The organism is Aeromonas sp. TW 6 (assembly GCF_013168745.1).
Taxonomy (GTDB): Bacteria; Pseudomonadota; Gammaproteobacteria; order Enterobacterales; family Aeromonadaceae; genus Aeromonas; species Aeromonas caviae.
Genome location: NZ_JABERS010000001.1, coordinates 190757 through 206899 on the forward strand (window position 1 = coordinate 190757; position 16143 = coordinate 206899).

Consider the following 16143-nt stretch of genomic DNA (forward strand, 5'->3'; position numbering starts at 1 on the left):
TCAACGCACTGCACGCCTAGCTGTGGGCAAACTGCTGGCGGATCGCCCGCTCCAGCCCGTCCAGCCACTCGTAGCGACGCCGGTACATGGCCCGCTTCTTGGCGGCCACCTCCTCCAGCGGCTTGCGCACCACGGGTTGCAGCCGCACGAAGTTGGCGTCCTGATCGAGGGCGCCAAACTCCTGCCACAGCTCGTCGTAGTCCGCCTGCAGGCAGGCTTTCTTCTTCTTGCTGTACCGTCTTGCCTGGAAGATGTGGGCCTTCATGCGCACCGCACAGACCCGGTGGGCCCCCATGGCCCCGGCCAGCGCCATCACCAGCATCACCACCAGCGACTTGGGTCTCAGACCCTGACCCGCCCGGGTCAATGCCCGCACCTGCTCCTGGGGCTGCTCGACACAGGGCTCCGGCCCCTGCACCGACCCGATCACCAGGGCCAGCTCCTGTTCGTTGCCCGCCAGGGAGAAGGCACAGCTGTAGAGTCGCTCCCCCCGCGCGTTGACGATGGAGAGCGCCAGCTCCGCCTCCCGGCGGAAGGTGCCGTCGTGACGCAGCACGATGCGCCAGCCGCCATCGGGATAATGGCCCAGCACTATCCCCTCCCCCAGATAGAGCGGGTCGATGAGCTCGGGGTACAGGCCCAGCAGCAGGCGGTAGTGATCCTCCACCATCTTGACCCGCTGGTTCACCGTCGAGCAGGCGAAGCGATAGGGTCGCATCGGCTTGTCGAGCAGCTCGGGGTGGCGGGCGGGAAGCGCCCGCAGGGGGGCGCTCTGGAACAGCTCGAATACCCGGTTCAACTGCGCACGGTAGAGCAGACTGCGCAGCAAAAACTTGCCGCGATTGAAGGTCTTGCGGGCGCTGTCTTCGGGATAGAGGAAGCGGGCCATATCGTGGGCACAATAGTGCCCCTGCCGGGATAACTGTTCCCAGTCTATTGATTTAGCTGTCATTTTATTACCTCGCAGCCTGAACTGGCGAGATAGTAGTCATGGGCTGACGCCGCTTCAACAGACCGGAAATACTCTCTTACAACTTGGCCGATCCCGGCTCAAAAATCCCACTTTCAGCGTTGGCAGTGGGAGCAGAACACCGTGGTTCGCTGGCCCATCTTCACCTCGGTGAGCAGGGTGTGGCAGTGGAAACAGGGCTGGCCGCCACGGCCGTAAACCTGCAGCTGCTGGACGAAATAGCCCGGCTTGCCGTCGGCGCTGGTGAAATCCTTGAGGGTGGTGCCCCCCTGGCGAATGGCTTCGGCCAACACCCGCTTGATCTCGCTCACCAGGGTGCCCAGCCGCTCGGCGCTGATGTTGCCTGCCGCCCGCCTGGGATGAATGCCGGCGGCATAGAGCGCCTCGTTGGCGTAGATGTTGCCCACCCCGACCACCACGTGGTTGTCCATCAGGAACTGCTTGATGGCGGTGCTGCGCCCCTTCGCCCGCTCCCGCAGATAATCGGCATGGAAGGCATCGGTGAGGGGTTCCGGCCCCAGCTTGGCGAGCAGGGCATGGGCCTCGGCCGGTTCGCGGGTCCACAGCAGGGCGCCAAAACGGCGAGGATCGTTGAGCCGCAGCAGCTTGCCGTTGGCCAGCTCGATATCCACGTGATCGTGCTTCTCGGCCGGGGTGCCGATGTCCAGCACCCGCAGGCTGCCGGACATCCCGAGATGCAGGATGGCGGTGCCGAAGTCGGTCTCCAGCAACAGGTATTTGGCGCGGCGGCTGACGCGGTGGATGACGAGATCCACCAGCTCCTGGATCTCGCCGGGCACGGGCCAGCGCAGGCGGCCGTCCCGCACCACCACGCGGGTCACCTTGATGCCGGTAAGCCAGGGGGAGATGCCCTGGCGGCTGACTTCGACTTCCGGTAATTCAGGCATGGGCGATCTCTCGTTCAGGGAATGGGACGCATCAGGTCACGGTATTGCGCCTGACTCAAGCTGAGCCAGGTCGAGGAGGGCAGCAGGGCGGCAAACTTGCCGTCGTCCTGATAGAGCCCGACTTCCACCGGATCGCTCTGTCCGGCGATCCAGATCTTGAGGGTCACCGGGGTGCCGCGCACGGGCTCGCCGGGGGGCAGCAGCCAGCCTTGCCACGCCTCGATGCGGGCCGCCAGCTGGGTGCTGCCAAGCCCCAGATCCGGCGCGCTGCGCCAACCCTGGCCGATACGCTCTATCTGCCAGCTCGGCCCCTGCCAGGTCAGCACCACGGCACTCTCCGGCAACAACGGACGCGCGCGTTTGGCACTGTTCTCCTGCTGGACCTGCTCCAGCCGGTGCAACAGGGTAATGACGATCAACACGACCACGATGATCACGTTGTTCCAGCCTTTGCGGCTCAGTTTGAACATGGCTAGCCTCCCTTCGAATCGGCAGTGTACTGAATTCCAGCCATAAAAAAACCCGGCACGAGGCCGGGTTTTTGCAGCGAAACCAAGTAATTACTTGATTTTGCCTTCTTTGTAGATCACATGCTGACGAATCACGGGATCAAATTTCTTGATCTCCATTTTTTCGGGCATGGTGCGCTTGTTCTTGGTAGTGGTATAGAAGTGACCAGTACCGGCGCTGGAGTTCAGGCGAATCTTATCGCGAATACCTTTAGCCATGATCTAATTCCTTATACCTTAACGCCGCTGGCACGCAGTTCAGCCAGAACCACTTCAACGCCGCGCTTGTCGATGATACGCATGCCTTTTGCGGATACGCGCAGGCTCACGAAGCGTTTTTCACTCTCAACCCAGAAACGGTGAGTGTGCAGGTTCGGCAGGAAACGACGCTTGGTAGCGTTGTTAGCGTGCGAACGGTTGTTACCAACTGCCGGGCGCTTGCCGGTTACTTGGCATACTCTAGACATGTCAGTCTCTCCAAATCTTACTTCATTGCTCGAGCAAATATCTGCCCCGCTGGCCTTCGATTGCGGGGCAAACAGAAGGCGGCATTTTATACAGCATCCGTGATCAAAGATCAACTAATACAGTGCCAGAGCCCAGTCACAACCAACCACGCTCTGCGAAAGAAACCGTGATGCCATCACCGATCACCAGGTGATCAAGCACTCTGATATCGACCAGGGCCAGGGCGGCCAGGATCCGATCCGTGATCTGGCGGTCCGCCCGACTGGGCTCGGCCACGCCGGACGGGTGATTATGCGCCAGAATCACGGCGGCTGCATTATGTTTGAGCGCGATCTGCACGATTTCTCTGGGCCAGACGCTCGCCGAGTCGAGGGTGCCGTAAAAAAGTTCGACAAACCGGATGACCCTGTGCTGGTTGTCGAGCAGCAGCAGGGCGAACACCTCCCGCCCCCGATCCCGCAACTGGGCTTGCAGAAAGTCACGGGTAAGCCCGGGCGAGGTGAGCGCCTCTCCCCGTTGCAACTGTTCGGCCAGATGGCGCCGCCCCATCTCCAGCACCGCCTGCAACTGGGCATACTTGGCAGGTCCCAGCCCGTGAGCGCCACAAAAATCCTGCTGCTCGGCTCCCAGCAGTGCCCGCAGGGAACCAAACTGCTGCAACAACTGGCGGGAGAGGTCCACCGCACTCAACCCGCTGACCCCGGTGCGAAGAAAGATGGCCAGCAGTTCGGCATCGGAGAGCGCCGTCGCCCCTCGGCGCAGCAGCTTTTCCCTCGGGCGCTCCTCTTCCGGCCACTCCTTGATGCTCATTTGTCTCTCCCTCATGGCTATTGAGAGAAAACATAGCAAAGAATCCCGCGAGCCCGACCACAACTCCCCCATGTCAGCCTCTGTCGCCACCCATTGCCTGTGCTATCTTAGCCGACCAGTCAGAGTGAGCCGGAAGAGAAGCAGCAGATGAGATTGGCCGATAAACGCATCCTGTTGGGTGTCAGTGGCGGGATCGCCGCCTACAAGAGTGCCGAACTGGTACGTCGCCTGAAAGATCAGGGGGCCGAGGCGCGAGTGGTGATGACCCGCTCCGCCAAGGAGTTCATCACCCCGCTGACCCTGCAAGCCGTCTCAGGCCACCCGGTGGCCGACAGTCTGCTGGACCCGGCTGCCGAGGCGGGCATGGGCCACATCGAACTGGCCAAGTGGGCCGATCTGGTGCTGATCGCCCCCGCCAGCGCCAACCTGATGGCCCGCATGGCCGCCGGCATGGCGGACGAGCTGCTCACCACCCTCTGCCTGGCCACCCCGGCGACTATCGCCCTGGCGCCGGCCATGAACCAGCAGATGTACCGCAACGCCGCCACCCAGGCCAACCTCCAGACCCTCGCCGAGCGCGGCATTCAGCTGTGGGGGCCGGATTCCGGCAGCCAGGCCTGTGGCGATGTGGGCCCGGGCCGGATGCTGGATCCCCTGGAACTGGTGGAACGCTGCTGCCAGCAGCTCGCCGCCGAACCGCTCCTGGCAGGCGTCAGGCTGCTGCTCACCGCCGGGCCGACCCGCGAGGCGCTGGATCCGGTGCGCTATATCAGCAACCACAGCTCCGGCAAGATGGGCTACGCCATCGCCCGCGCCGCCCGCGAGGCGGGCGCGGAGGTGACCCTGGTGAGCGGCCCGGTGGCACTGGCCACCCCGGCCGGCGTTACCCGCATCGATGTGGAGAGTGCCCTGCAGATGCACGAAGCAGTGATGAGCCGGGTCGGTGAGTGCGACCTCTTTATCGGCTGCGCTGCCGTCGCCGACTACCGCCCCGCCCAGGTGGCCGAGCAAAAGATCAAGAAGACCGGCGACAACGACCAAATGCAGCTGACCCTGGTCAAAAACCCCGACATCATCGCCGATGTGGGGGCGTTGTCAGACAAACCCTTCACCGTCGGATTTGCCGCCGAAACCGTGGATGTGGAACAATACGCCCTCGACAAACTTCGACGTAAGCGGCTGGACATGATCGCAGCCAACGATGTGTCCCGTGCAGGCCAGGGTTTCAATGCCGATGACAACGCCCTGACCGTCTTCTGGCAAGGGGGTCAAGCCGCCCTGCCCCTGGCCGATAAGCTGACGCTCGCCCGTCATCTTGTCGCCCTGATTGCACGCCATTATCGACCCTGAGCCCATTGAACATGCCGGGAGCCCCAGGTTCCTGCAGTACCACCCGATCGCCAGGCGATCCAATTGAAAAAGATTCATGACGACACAAATTGAACTGAAAATCCTGGATGCCCGCATCGGCACCGACTTCCCGCTGCCCGCTTACGCCACACCGGGCTCCGCTGGCATGGACTTGCGCGCCCTGCTGGATGCCCCGCTGACCCTGGCCCCGGGCGACACCACGCTGGTGCCAACCGGGCTGGCCATTCACATCCAGGATCCGGGTCTGTGCGCCACCATCCTGCCCCGCTCCGGCCTCGGCCATAAGCACGGCATCGTGCTGGGCAACCTGGTCGGCCTCATCGACTCCGACTACCAGGGTCAGTTGATGGTCTCGGTCTGGAACCGTGGCAACGACAGCTTCACCATGCAGCCTGGCGAGCGCATCGCCCAGCTGGTGATCCTGCCGGTGGTACAGGCCAGCTTCCAGCTGGTCGACGAATTCAATCAGAGTGAACGGGGTGAAGGCGGGTTTGGTTCTTCTGGTCGCCAATAACAAGACCACACGGCCCCCTGGGGCACGTGCCAAATAATAGAATCAAGCCATTGTTTTTTTAGGGGAATCCATGGCAAGCAGTAACCAGAAACAGAGTCGGCGCGATCAGATCCTGCAGGCACTCGCCCACATGCTTGAAACCAGCCCGGGCCAGCGCATCACCACGGCACGCCTCGCGGCCGAGGTGGGCGTGTCCGAGGCGGCCCTCTACCGGCATTTTCCCAGCAAGGCGAGGATGTTCGAGGGGCTGATCGACTTTATCGAGGATTCCCTGCTGTCACGGGTCAACCTGATCATGGCCGAAGAGAAGGACACCATGTCCCGCTGCCATCACATACTGCAGCTGCTGCTGGTGTTCGCCGAGCGCAACCCCGGCATCACCCGCATTCTCAATGGCGATGCCCTGCTGGGCGAACACGATCGGCTGCGGGATCGCATCAGCATCCTGTTCGACAAGCTGGAGACCCAGATCAAGCAGGTACTGCGCGAGAAACGGCTGCGGGAAGGCCAGGGCTTCCAGCTCGACGAGACCATGCTGGCCAACCTGCTGCTGGCCTATACCGAGGGCCGCATCAGCCAGTTCGTCCGCTCGGAGTTCAAAATCAAGCCCACCGCCGGGTTTGAAGATCAGTGGCAGTTTATCCGCAGCCAGTTGCTGCAAAGCTGAGCCAGCAGACCGCATCAACCAATGCACGTCCCGCTCCGAGTTCACAATCAAGCCCACTGCCGGCTTTGAGGATCAGTGGCAGTTTATCCGCAGCCAGCTGCTGCAAAGCTGAGCCAGCAGACCGCATCAACCAATGCACGTCCGCTCCGAGCTCACAATCAAGCCCACCGCCGGGTTTGAAGATCAGTGGCAGTTTATCCGCAGCCAGCTGCTGCAAAGCTGAGCCAGCAGACCGCATCAACCAATGCACGTCCGCTCCGAGTTCACAATCAAACCCACTGCCGACTTTGAAGATCAGTGGCAATTCATCCGCAACCAGCAGCTGCAAAGCTGAGTCCGCACATGCCGAGCGTCCCTGCGCCAGCAGGGTTGTGACAAAACGGGAGGCCTTGGCCTCCCTTGCTTTTTGTGGCACAAAAGAAGAGACAAGCACCAGATGCGACCCAGCTTGTCGCGCTCAAATGTTACATTCATCTGCCATAAATCTTCACACCAACAGGACATCCTATGGAACCCGAGATCATTACCGAAGCACAGACCTGGCTGACCAACAACCAGGGGCTGATCATCGAGTATGCGGTCAACATCGCCGCCGCCCTGATCACCCTGCTGGTCGGTTACATTGCAGCCAACCTTCTCAGCGGTGGCGTGGTCAAGGTGATGCAGACCCGCAAGCTGGACACCACCGTCACCCACTTCGTCGGCAGCATCCTCAAATACACCATCCTGGTGTTCGTGGTGATCGCCGCCCTGGGCCGGGTCGGGGTGCAGACCGCCTCCTTCGTCGCCATTATCGGTGCCGCCGGTCTGGCCATCGGTCTGGCGCTGCAGGGCTCTCTCTCCAACTTTGCCGCCGGTTTCCTGCTCATCATCTTCCGCCCCATCAAGGCAGGGGAATTTATCGAGGTGGCAGGCACCAATGGCGTTGTGCAATCGGTGCAGCTCTTCACCACCACCCTCACCTCGGGTGACAACAAGATGGTGGTAGTGCCCAACTCCGCCATCCTCAACGGCACCATCGTCAACTACTCGCGCATGGATACCCGCCGCGTCGACATGACCTTCGGCATCGGCTACGGCTCCGACCTGCGCAAGGCCAAACAGATCCTGGAGCGGCTGGTGAGCGAAGAGCCCCGCATCCTGAAGGAGCAGGCCGCCACCATTGCCGTTGCCGCGCTGGCCGACTCCTCGGTCAATATCGTGGTGCGTCCCTGGGTCAAGACCGGCGATTACTGGGGAGTCTGGTTCGACTTCCACGAGAAGGTGAAGCTCACCTTCGACGCCGAGGGCATCGAGATTCCCTTCCCCCAGCGTGTGGTCCACATGCAAAAGACTGCGGATTGATCCTCGGTGTGCGTTCTCCAGTGCCAGCCTTCGGGCTGGCACTGTCGTTTCTGCCTTCTGTGACATGAAAAAACCGGCCACAGGCCGGTCTTGCGCACCAGGTCGCACCGCGTTCTCACCCCAGCCGGCGTGCAACCCGGTTGAGCAGGGGCTGCATCAGCACATAACCCCCCAGCACGGCTCCGATCACCGCCAGTACGCGGATCTCCAGCGTCGGCGCCGCATTGGCCAGCGTCAGGGTCAGCAAACCGATGAGGCCGGTGGCGATCAGGCTCAGGGCAAACAGGGATAACAGGGCTTTCATCTCGATCTCCTCATTCCACACCATTGATTCCATACCTTGGCCATCCCTGGGAGATCTCGTCCATTCGGCTCATATGATAGCCAGCGTCTGTTGCCCACCATTTGCGCCTGCTCAAAAAACCGTCCGATGAGCGTCTGTTGAATACCCTTTGATCTGTCACGCCAGCTTTCCAGAGCCACGGCCGCGCTCCCCTTGAAATGAAAGCCTTTTCAACCCGAACAAGCATGCGCGAACGCAAGATCCCGGGGTACTGAGTGACTCATAATCGCACTGTTTTGGTTGTACACTCCCTCGTTGCAGACAATTGGTAATGCTCTGTTACACGGGGCGCACGGAGTGCCCGGTATAATGCTCGCATAATAAGGTTTGGCGGGAGCCTTGCCTGCAAGGTTCAAACACAACTTGGAAGACTGATAATCCTATGAAAAATATCAATCCAACCCGGACCCAGGCCTGGCAGGCACTGGAAGCCCATTTTGCAGCCAACAAGGAGATGCGTCTCAAGGATCTGTTCGCACAGGATCCCAAGCGTTTTGACAAGTTCTCCCTCACCTTCGGTGGCGACATCCTGGTCGACTACTCCAAGAACCTGATCACCGAAGAGACCCTCAAGCTGCTGGTGAACCTGGCTGGCGAGACCGATCTGCGCAGCGCCATCGACGCCATGTTCAACGGCGACAAGATCAACATGACCGAAGGGCGCGCCGTACTGCACACCGCCCTGCGCAACCGCTCCGACCGTCCCATCGAGGTTGACGGCAAGGACGTGATGCCGGAAGTGAACGCCGTACTGGCCAAGATGAAGGGCTTCTGCGAGAAGGTCATCGGTGGCGAGTGGAAGGGCTATACCGGCAAGGCCATCCAGCACGTGGTCAACATCGGCATTGGTGGCTCCGATCTGGGCCCCGTCATGATCACCGAGGCCCTGCGCCCCTACAAGAATCACCTGGAGATGCACTTCGTCTCCAACGTCGACGGCACTCACATCGCCGAGACGCTCAAGAAGATCGATCCGGAAACCACCCTGTTCCTGGTGGCCTCAAAGACCTTCACCACCCAGGAGACCATGACCAACGCCCTGACCGCCCGCGACTGGTTCCTCGGTCACGCCGGTGACAAGGCTCACGTGGCCAAGCACTTCGCCGCCCTGTCTACCAACGGCAAGGCCGTGGCCGAGTTCGGCATCGACACCGACAACATGTTCGAGTTCTGGGACTGGGTCGGCGGTCGTTACTCCTCCTGGTCCGCCATCGGCATGCCCATCGCCCTCTCCCTCGGCTTCGAGCACTTCGAGGCCCTGCTGCAAGGCGCCTTCGAGATGGACATGCACTTCGCCACTGCCGCCTATGAACAGAACGTGCCCGTACTGCTGGCCCTGATTGGCCTGTGGTACAACAACTTCCATGGTGCCGAGTCCGAAGCCATCCTGCCGTACGATCAGTACATGCACCGCTTCCCTGCCTACTTCCAGCAAGGCAACATGGAGTCCAACGGCAAGTACGTGGACCGCGACGGCCATCCGGTTGACTACCAGACCGGTCCCATCATCTGGGGTGAACCGGGTACCAACGGCCAGCACGCCTTCTACCAGCTGATCCATCAGGGCACCAAGCTGATCCCCTGCGACTTCCTGGCGCCGGCCATCAGCCATAACCCCATCGGTGACCACCATCCGAAGCTCCTGGCCAACTTCTTCGCCCAGACCGAAGCCCTGGCCTTCGGCAAGAGCAAGGAAGCGGTGGAGGCCGAGTTCCTGGCCGCCGGCAAGACGCTGGAGCAGGTCAAGGATCTGGTGCCGTTCAAGGTGTTCGAAGGCAACCGCCCGACCAACTCCATCCTGTTCAAGCAGCTGACCCCGAAAACCCTCGGCTCCCTGATCGCCATGTACGAGCACAAGATCTTCGTACAGGGCGCAATCTGGAACATCTTCTCCTTCGACCAGTGGGGTGTGGAGCTGGGCAAACAGCTGGCCAACAAGATCCTGCCGGAGCTGGGCACCGATGAGGCCGTCACCAGCCACGACGGCTCCACTAACGGCCTGATCAACACCTGGAAAGCCTGGAAGGCCTGATTCTCCCGCCCTCCAGAATGCAAAAGCCCCGCTCGATGAGCGGGGCTTTTTTATAGGCTTCAATCTGTCTGTTTGCATCATCCGGACGACAGGCCAGGTGTCTAAGCCAGCCAGTAACGGGGATCGTCATCCCCGCCCCTTCCGATGCCGCTCAGCGAAGGCTTAACCGCCGACGGCAATACGCTTCATGTCCTTCATGTAACCACGCAGGGTCTGGCCGATCTTCTCGATCGGGTGGTTGCGGGTCGCTTCGTTGGCAGCCAGCAGGGCCAGGTTGTCCACCGCCTTGCTCTCGGCACGGGCACTGCCCAAGTCCCCTGCTTGCAGGGTCGGCATGAAGTGCTCACGCAGCAGCGGCACGGCAGCGTTGGCAAACAGGTAGTTGCCGTACTCCGCAGTATCGGAGATGACCACGTTCATCTCGTACAGACGCTTGCGGGCGACGGTGTTGGCGATCAGCGGCAGCTCGTGCAAAGACTCGTAGTAGGCGGACTCTTCATAGATGCCGGAGGCCACCATGGTTTCGAACGCCAGCTCGACACCCGCCTTGACCATGGCCACCATGACCACGCCATTGTCGAAGTACTCCTGCTCTGCGATCTTGCCGACATAGGCAGGGGCATTCTCGAAGGCGGACTTGCCGGTCTCTTCGCGCCAGCCGAACAGCTTGGCATCGTCTTCGGCCCAGTCAGCCATCATGCCGCGGGAGAACTCGCCGGCGATGATGTCATCCATGTGCTTCTCGAACAGCGGACGCATCAGGGTGCGCAGTTGCTCGGAGAGCTCGAAGGCACGCAGCTTGGCCGGGTTGGAGAGACGGTCCATCATCAGGCTGATGCCACCCTGCTTCAGGGCCTCGGTGATGGTCTCCCAGCCGAACTGGATCAGCTTGCCGGCATAGGCCGGGTCGGTGCCCTCGGCAACCAGCTTGTCGTAGCAGAGCAGGGAACCGGCCTGCAGCATGCCGCACAGAATGGTCTGCTCGCCCATCAGGTCGGATTTCACTTCCGCGACGAAGGAGGATTCCAGCACGCCGGCACGGTCGCCACCGGTAGCAGAGGCCCACGCCTTGGCGATGGCCATGCCCTCACCCTGGGGATCGTTCTCCGGGTGCACGGCGATCAGGGTCGGTACGCCGAAACCGCGCTTGTACTCTTCACGCACTTCGGTACCCGGGCACTTGGGCGCCACCATCACGACGGTGATGTCGGAACGGATCTGCTGACCCTCTTCCACCACGTTGAAGCCGTGGGAGTAGCCCAGCGCGGCGCCCTGCTTCATCAGCGGCATTACGGTTTTGACGACGTCGGAGTGCTGCTTGTCCGGAGTCAGGTTCAGCACCAGATCGGCGGTCGGGATCAGCTCTTCATAGGTGCCGACCGCGAAGCCGTTGTCGGTGGCCTTCTGCCAGGAGGCGCGCTTCTCGGTGATGGCGGCCTTCCGCAGGGCGTAGGAGATGTCCAGCCCGGAGTCGCGCATGTTCAGACCCTGGTTCAGGCCCTGGGCGCCACAGCCCACAATCACCACCTTCTTGCCCTTCAGCACGTTGCAGCCGTCCGCGAACTCTTCGCGCTGCATGAAACGACACTTGCCCAACTGGGCCAACTGCTGACGCAGGTTCAAGGTGTTGAAATAGTTAGCCATGGTGATTGCTCCGTTCGATTGATTCCATGCCGGATAGCGGCGTTGTCGAAACCACTATAGCGCGGGACACTTATTGCCTGAACTGATATATTCGAAACAGTACGTTGCAGGAATTGAAATGTGATTTCCCGCAATCTCCCGCCGCCGAGCCATCGTGCTACAGGGCGCCTGACAACGCCGCAGGAATAAAAAGATGGACCTTCGCAATCTCGAACTGTTTCTCCACCTCGCCGACTCCCTTCACTTCGGCAAAAGCGCCGATGCCATGGCGGTCAGCCCCTCCACCCTGAGCCGCGCCATCCAGCGACTGGAACAGGAGACCGGCTGCGTGCTGTTCGAGCGGGACAACCGCTCGGTGCGGCTCACCCCTGCTGGTGACAAGCTGCGGGAGTTTGGCGGTGCCTTGCTGCAGGAGTGGCGCCAACTCAAACAGGAGCTCAAGCGCAGCGACGAGCCGCTGCAAGGGCGGCTGCGGGTGTTCTGTTCGGTTACCGCCAGCTACTTTCTGCTACCTGAGGTACTGGAACGCTTTCGTCGCCGTTATCCCCAGCTGGAGATCAAGCTGGAGACCGGCGACCCGGCACTGGCAGTGGACAAGATCCTGGCTGACGAAGCCGATCTGGCCATCGCCGCCCGCCCGGATGCCCTCTCCGCCAAGCTAGAATTTGCCAGTCTGCAGCAGGTACCGCTGGTGTTCATCGCCCCCCGCACCGCACCGCAGCAGAGCCAGTGGTTTTCTCAGGGAGAGCCAGACTGGGAGCGCCTGCCACTGATCCTCTCCGAGCAGGGGCTGGCCCGAAAGCGCTGTGATCAATGGTTTCGCAACAAGGGGATAGCTCCCAACATCTATGCAGAAGTGGCGGGCAACGAGGGCATCGTCGCCATGGTGGCCCTCGGGTTCGGTGTGGGTGTCGTGCCTGCCGCCGTCATCGATCACAGCCCCATGGGGGACAAGGTGCGTGTGGTCGAGCCCAAACCGGCGCTCAAGGCGTTCGACGTCGGCATCGCCGTACTCAAGAAGCGGCTGGAAGAGCCGCTGATCCGCGCCTTCTGGGACACCGCACGCGGCCAGGGAGGCCTTCGCTGATCCGGCAGGCGTCAGAGCCACGGTGAGTGTCAAATGTATCAGTATGAAAGTGGGGGAGAAGAGGGGACACTGGCCGGCACCATCCAGCCACCATCAAGGAATAGAGCGTGAGCCAGCATCTTGTCGAAATCCGCAGTGCCATCCTGTTCGCAGAATATCTGCAAAGCCTCGGGGTCCAGCGCCATGAACTCGATCGGGAGCAGGAGATCTATCTCCAGGACAGGCACCTCGCCACGGTGCAATGCATTCAGGGGGAGCTGCGCTTTTATCTGCGCGCCAGCGCACTGGCCAGATCGTGATCCGCAATCGGTCACAGAACCCGCACGCAAAGCGTATTAGACTGGCACCATCCGTCCCCCTCGCCCCGGGGGCCACCACGAGGAGTGCCCATGAAACAAAGCGGCCTGGATCGGCTCTTCAAACCTCACTCGATCGCCGTCATCGGCGCCTCCAGTGATCCGCAGAAGGCAGGCCATGTGGTCATCCGGCACCTGCTGGCGGGTCAGTTCCAGGGCCCTATACTACCCGTAGCCCCCCGCAGCCAGGCCATCGCTGGCGTGCTCGCCTATCCGGACATAGAGAGCCTTCCCCTCTCCCCCGATCTCGCCATCGTCTGTACCCGGCGCGAACGGGTACTGCCGCTCATCGAGGAGCTCGGCAAGAAAGGAACCGGAGCCGCCATCATACTGGCCGCCCAGTTCTCCACTGACGAGCGCCTGCGGCTCAAGCATCTGTGCCAGCAATACGGCATCCGGCTGCTCGGCCCCAACAGCATGGGCATGCTGCTCCCCGGGCAGGGTATCAACGCCAGCTTTTCCCCCATTGCAGCGACTCCGGGACAGGTGGCGTTTCTCTCCCAGTCTGCAGCGGTCAGCACCACCATCCTGGATTGGGCCAAGCAGCGCGAAATCGGCTTCTCGGCCTTCATCTCCCTGGGCGATCATTGCGACATCGACTTTGGCCAACTGCTGGATCAGCTCTCCCGGGACGGGACGACCCGCGCCATCCTGATCTACATGGACAAGCTGCACGATGCCAGGCACTTTCTCTCCGCCGCCCGTGCAGCCTCGCGCAACAAACCCATCCTGATCCTCAAGAGCGGTCGGCACGACCCGGCCAACGGTCTCGACAATGTCTATGATGCCGCCATCCGCCGGGCTGGCATGCTGCGCGTCCGGGATACCCACGAACTGTTTGCCACTGTCGAGACCCTGAGCCACTCCCTGACCCTCAAGGGGGAGCGGCTCGCCATCCTCTCCAACGGGCGCGGCCTCGCCAACATGGCCGCAGACGTACTGCTGTCTCGGGGAGGCAAGCTGGCGATGCCACCCCTCGACATCGGCAGCGATGCCGATATCGAGGCCTACAAGAGTGCACTCGAGACGCTGCTCCAAGGGGACAGTGCCGATGCCATCCTGCTGATCCATGCACCGTCCCTCACCGCCCGAGGTGTCACCCTCGCCAGCAACCTGATCGACTTCATCAAGCAGCATCCCAGGGCCAGACGATTCAACATACTGACCAACTGGGCAGGCGAATACTCCGCCCAAGAGGGGAGACGTCTGTTCAACGAGGCGGGCATCCCGACCTATCGCACCCCGGAAAGCGCCGTCACGGCCTTCATGCACATGGTGGAATATCGCCGCAACCAGAAACAGTTGATGGAAACACCGGCCTCCCTGCAAGGCGACAGGCTCGATGTCGAGCGCTGCCAGCAGCTTCTTGGGCAAGCGCTGGACCGCCAGCAGCGGGTGCTGGACACCCACCTGGCCCATCCCATCTTGCAGGCAGCCGGGCTATCCACCCTCGCGACCTGGATCGTCTCCGATGCCATCGAGGCAGCACTGACAGCAGAACAGATTGGCTACCCCGTAGCGGTGAAGCTGCGATCTCCCGACATCGCCCACAAATCCGATGTACACGGTGTCATGCTGAACCTGCGCACCTCGGCGGAAGTCGCCCAGGCGGCGGATGCCATTCTAGACAGGGTACGTCAGCGCGATCCTGGCGCCCGCATAGAAGGGCTTCTGGTACAACGCATGGCACGCCGCAGCGGGGGTCTGGAGCTACGGATCCGCTTGCAGCAGGATCCGGTCTTCGGCCCCGTCATCCTGCTCGGGGAATCCGGCGCCGAGCCCCGCGAGATGGTCGCGGCCCTTCCTCCCCTCAACCAGGCACTGGCTCGCTACCAGATCATTGGTGCCCTCAAGGATGGCAAGATCCGCGAGCAGGCCAGTCCGGTACGGCTCGATATCGACGCCCTCGGCCAGGTGCTGTGCCAGCTCTCCGAGCTGCTGCTGGCCTTCCCCGAGATACAAGAACTGGATCTGCACCCGCTGCAGGCCTGTGGCGAAGAGATGGTGATCCTGGATGCCCGGCTCGTCCTGGCAGAGCGAGGGCAACAAGTGCTGCCACTGGCCATTCGCCCCTATCCCACCGAGCTGGAAGAGGGTGCCTGGCTGAAAGATCAGAGTCATGTGCTGCTGCGCCCCATTCGCCCCGAAGACGAGCCGGCCCACAAGCAGTTCGTGCGGCAGGTGTCTGATGAAGACAGGTACAAACGCTTCTTCGCCGACGTGGGGGAGCTGGGGCATGAGGAGCTGGCCCGCATGACCCAGATCGATTATGACCGGGAAATGGCCTTCGTCGCCGTGGGTCAGGACGGCCCTTTCAGCCAGCAGATCCTGGGAGTGGTGCGAGCCATTGCCAGCCCGGATCAATCGGATGCGGAGTTTGCCATCCTGGTCCGCTCAGACTTGAAAGGGCTCGGACTCGGCAAGTTGATGATGGAAAAGATCGTGCGCTATGCCAGAGAGCGTGGCATAGGCCAGCTATCTGGCATGACCATGCCCAGCAATCGCGGCATGATCAATCTGGCCAAACGGCTCGGTTTCAAGATCGATATTCAGCTGGAAGACGGGATAGTCAACATGGAGCTGCCCTGTGCTGATCAGGTTGTATAACGATACAATCGTGGTGGTAAATCAACCAGATATGGATGGATAACGTGAATTTCAGGCAATAAAAAACCCCGCTCGAGTGAGCGGGGTTTCTTGTATTGGGTGCCTGGCAGTGTCCTACTCTCGCATGGCGAATGCCACACTACCATCGGCGCTACAGCGTTTCACTTCTGAGTTCGGCATGGGGTCAGGTGGTTCCACTGCGCTATTGCCGCCAGGCAAAATCTTCAATCTTAGAAAGCTGACGTGAATAACGACTTTGCTAGTTGCTGGTCATTATCACTGAATTTGTAAGTAGTTCATGCACTTGCTACAAGGCCAGAAACACTTCTTGGGTGTTGTATGGTTAAGCCTCACGGGTAATTAGTATGGGTTAGCTCAACGTATCGCTACGCTTACACACCCCACCTATCAACGTTGTGGTCTCCAACGGCCCTTTAGGACCCTCAAGGGGTCAGGGATGACTCATCTCAGGGCTCGCTTCCCGCTTAGATGCTTTCAGCGGTTATCGATTCC

The 16143-nt window shown here is 61.2% G+C and carries 16 protein-coding genes, 2 rRNA genes and 1 pseudogene; 9 read left to right on the forward strand and 10 right to left on the reverse strand.

Features of this window, described 5'->3' with window-relative positions:
• Nucleotides 1–16 precede the first annotated feature (16 nt).
• The 6 genes from HKD46_RS00885 to radC all read right to left on the reverse strand — a co-directional run bounded on the left by HKD46_RS00885 (nt 17) and on the right by radC (nt 3665).
• Entirely contained in the window at nt 17–889 is an 873-nt protein-coding gene (locus tag HKD46_RS00885) for a VirK/YbjX family protein (protein WP_041212006.1), read from the reverse strand.
• 176 nt (nt 890–1065) lie between these two features.
• A complete protein-coding gene (gene mutM / locus HKD46_RS00890) occupies nt 1066–1878 on the reverse strand; it encodes a bifunctional DNA-formamidopyrimidine glycosylase/DNA-(apurinic or apyrimidinic site) lyase (RefSeq protein WP_010676112.1) in 813 nt (270 codons plus the stop codon).
• A 14-nt stretch (nt 1879–1892) separates the two neighbouring features.
• Nucleotides 1893–2348 (reverse strand): hypothetical protein, encoded by a 456-nt coding sequence (locus tag HKD46_RS00895; protein WP_045522759.1) that lies wholly within the window; start codon nt 2346–2348, stop codon nt 1893–1895.
• Nucleotides 2349–2438: 90 nt separating this feature from the next.
• Entirely contained in the window at nt 2439–2606 is a 168-nt protein-coding gene (gene rpmG, locus HKD46_RS00900) for a 50S ribosomal protein L33 (protein ID WP_005323752.1), read from the reverse strand.
• An 11-nt stretch (nt 2607–2617) separates the two neighbouring features.
• Nucleotides 2618–2854, reverse strand: a complete 237-nt coding sequence (gene rpmB / locus HKD46_RS00905) for a 50S ribosomal protein L28 (protein ID WP_005307492.1) — start codon at nt 2852–2854, stop codon at nt 2618–2620.
• 136 nt (nt 2855–2990) lie between these two features.
• Nucleotides 2991–3665, reverse strand: a complete 675-nt coding sequence (gene radC, locus HKD46_RS00910) for a RadC family protein (RefSeq protein ID WP_010676114.1) — start codon at nt 3663–3665, stop codon at nt 2991–2993.
• A 147-nt stretch (nt 3666–3812) separates the two neighbouring features.
• Here radC and coaBC point away from each other — a divergent pair, with 147 nt between their 5' ends.
• The 5 genes and pseudogenes from coaBC (at nt 3813) to HKD46_RS00935 (ending at nt 7561) form a co-directional block, all read left to right on the forward strand.
• Complete coding sequence (gene coaBC / locus HKD46_RS00915) at nt 3813–5015, forward strand: bifunctional phosphopantothenoylcysteine decarboxylase/phosphopantothenate--cysteine ligase CoaBC (protein WP_171864756.1); 1203 nt, start codon at nt 3813–3815, stop codon at nt 5013–5015.
• A gap of 76 nt (nt 5016–5091) precedes the next feature.
• Nucleotides 5092–5550 carry a dUTP diphosphatase gene (gene dut / locus HKD46_RS00920; RefSeq protein WP_010676116.1) on the forward strand — a complete coding sequence of 153 codons (459 nt, stop codon included), beginning with the start codon at nt 5092–5094 and terminating at the stop codon, nt 5548–5550.
• 70 nt (nt 5551–5620) lie between these two features.
• Entirely contained in the window at nt 5621–6217 is a 597-nt protein-coding gene (gene slmA / locus HKD46_RS00925; protein ID WP_005307475.1) for a nucleoid occlusion factor SlmA, read from the forward strand.
• Nucleotides 6218–6356: 139 nt separating this feature from the next.
• Nucleotides 6357–6440: pseudogene (locus HKD46_RS00930) on the forward strand (nucleoid occlusion factor SlmA); the annotation flags it as partial.
• Between the two features lie 284 nt (nt 6441–6724).
• Nucleotides 6725–7561 (forward strand): mechanosensitive ion channel domain-containing protein, encoded by an 837-nt coding sequence (locus tag HKD46_RS00935; protein ID WP_042864726.1) that lies wholly within the window; start codon nt 6725–6727, stop codon nt 7559–7561.
• A gap of 115 nt (nt 7562–7676) precedes the next feature.
• On the opposite strand, the gene HKD46_RS00940 is transcribed toward HKD46_RS00935, so the two are convergent.
• Nucleotides 7677–7865 carry a hypothetical protein gene (locus HKD46_RS00940; protein WP_029314882.1) on the reverse strand — a complete coding sequence of 63 codons (189 nt, stop codon included), beginning with the start codon at nt 7863–7865 and terminating at the stop codon, nt 7677–7679.
• A 421-nt stretch (nt 7866–8286) separates the two neighbouring features.
• Between HKD46_RS00940 and pgi the strand changes: the two genes are divergently transcribed.
• A complete protein-coding gene (gene pgi / locus HKD46_RS00945) occupies nt 8287–9936 on the forward strand; it encodes a glucose-6-phosphate isomerase (RefSeq protein WP_103243929.1) in 1650 nt (549 codons plus the stop codon).
• A gap of 162 nt (nt 9937–10098) precedes the next feature.
• Here pgi and ilvC read toward each other — a convergent pair whose 3' ends face one another.
• Nucleotides 10099–11580 (reverse strand): ketol-acid reductoisomerase, encoded by a 1482-nt coding sequence (gene ilvC / locus HKD46_RS00950; protein WP_171864757.1) that lies wholly within the window; start codon nt 11578–11580, stop codon nt 10099–10101.
• 193 nt (nt 11581–11773) lie between these two features.
• On the opposite strand from ilvC, the gene ilvY reads away from it, so the two are divergent.
• The 3 genes from ilvY (at nt 11774) to HKD46_RS00965 (ending at nt 15630) form a co-directional block, all read left to right on the forward strand.
• A complete protein-coding gene (gene ilvY / locus HKD46_RS00955) occupies nt 11774–12667 on the forward strand; it encodes an HTH-type transcriptional activator IlvY (protein ID WP_043153306.1) in 894 nt (297 codons plus the stop codon).
• Nucleotides 12668–12774: 107 nt separating this feature from the next.
• Complete coding sequence (locus tag HKD46_RS00960; protein WP_010676124.1) at nt 12775–12966, forward strand: hypothetical protein; 192 nt, start codon at nt 12775–12777, stop codon at nt 12964–12966.
• Nucleotides 12967–13056: 90 nt separating this feature from the next.
• Nucleotides 13057–15630 (forward strand): bifunctional acetate--CoA ligase family protein/GNAT family N-acetyltransferase, encoded by a 2574-nt coding sequence (locus HKD46_RS00965; protein WP_103243931.1) that lies wholly within the window; start codon nt 13057–13059, stop codon nt 15628–15630.
• A gap of 101 nt (nt 15631–15731) precedes the next feature.
• Here HKD46_RS00965 and rrf read toward each other — a convergent pair.
• Both rrf and HKD46_RS00975 read right to left on the reverse strand, forming a co-directional pair.
• Nucleotides 15732–15846, reverse strand: a 5S ribosomal RNA gene (rrf, locus tag HKD46_RS00970).
• A gap of 123 nt (nt 15847–15969) precedes the next feature.
• A 23S ribosomal RNA gene (locus HKD46_RS00975) occupies nt 15970–16143 on the reverse strand; the annotation flags it as partial.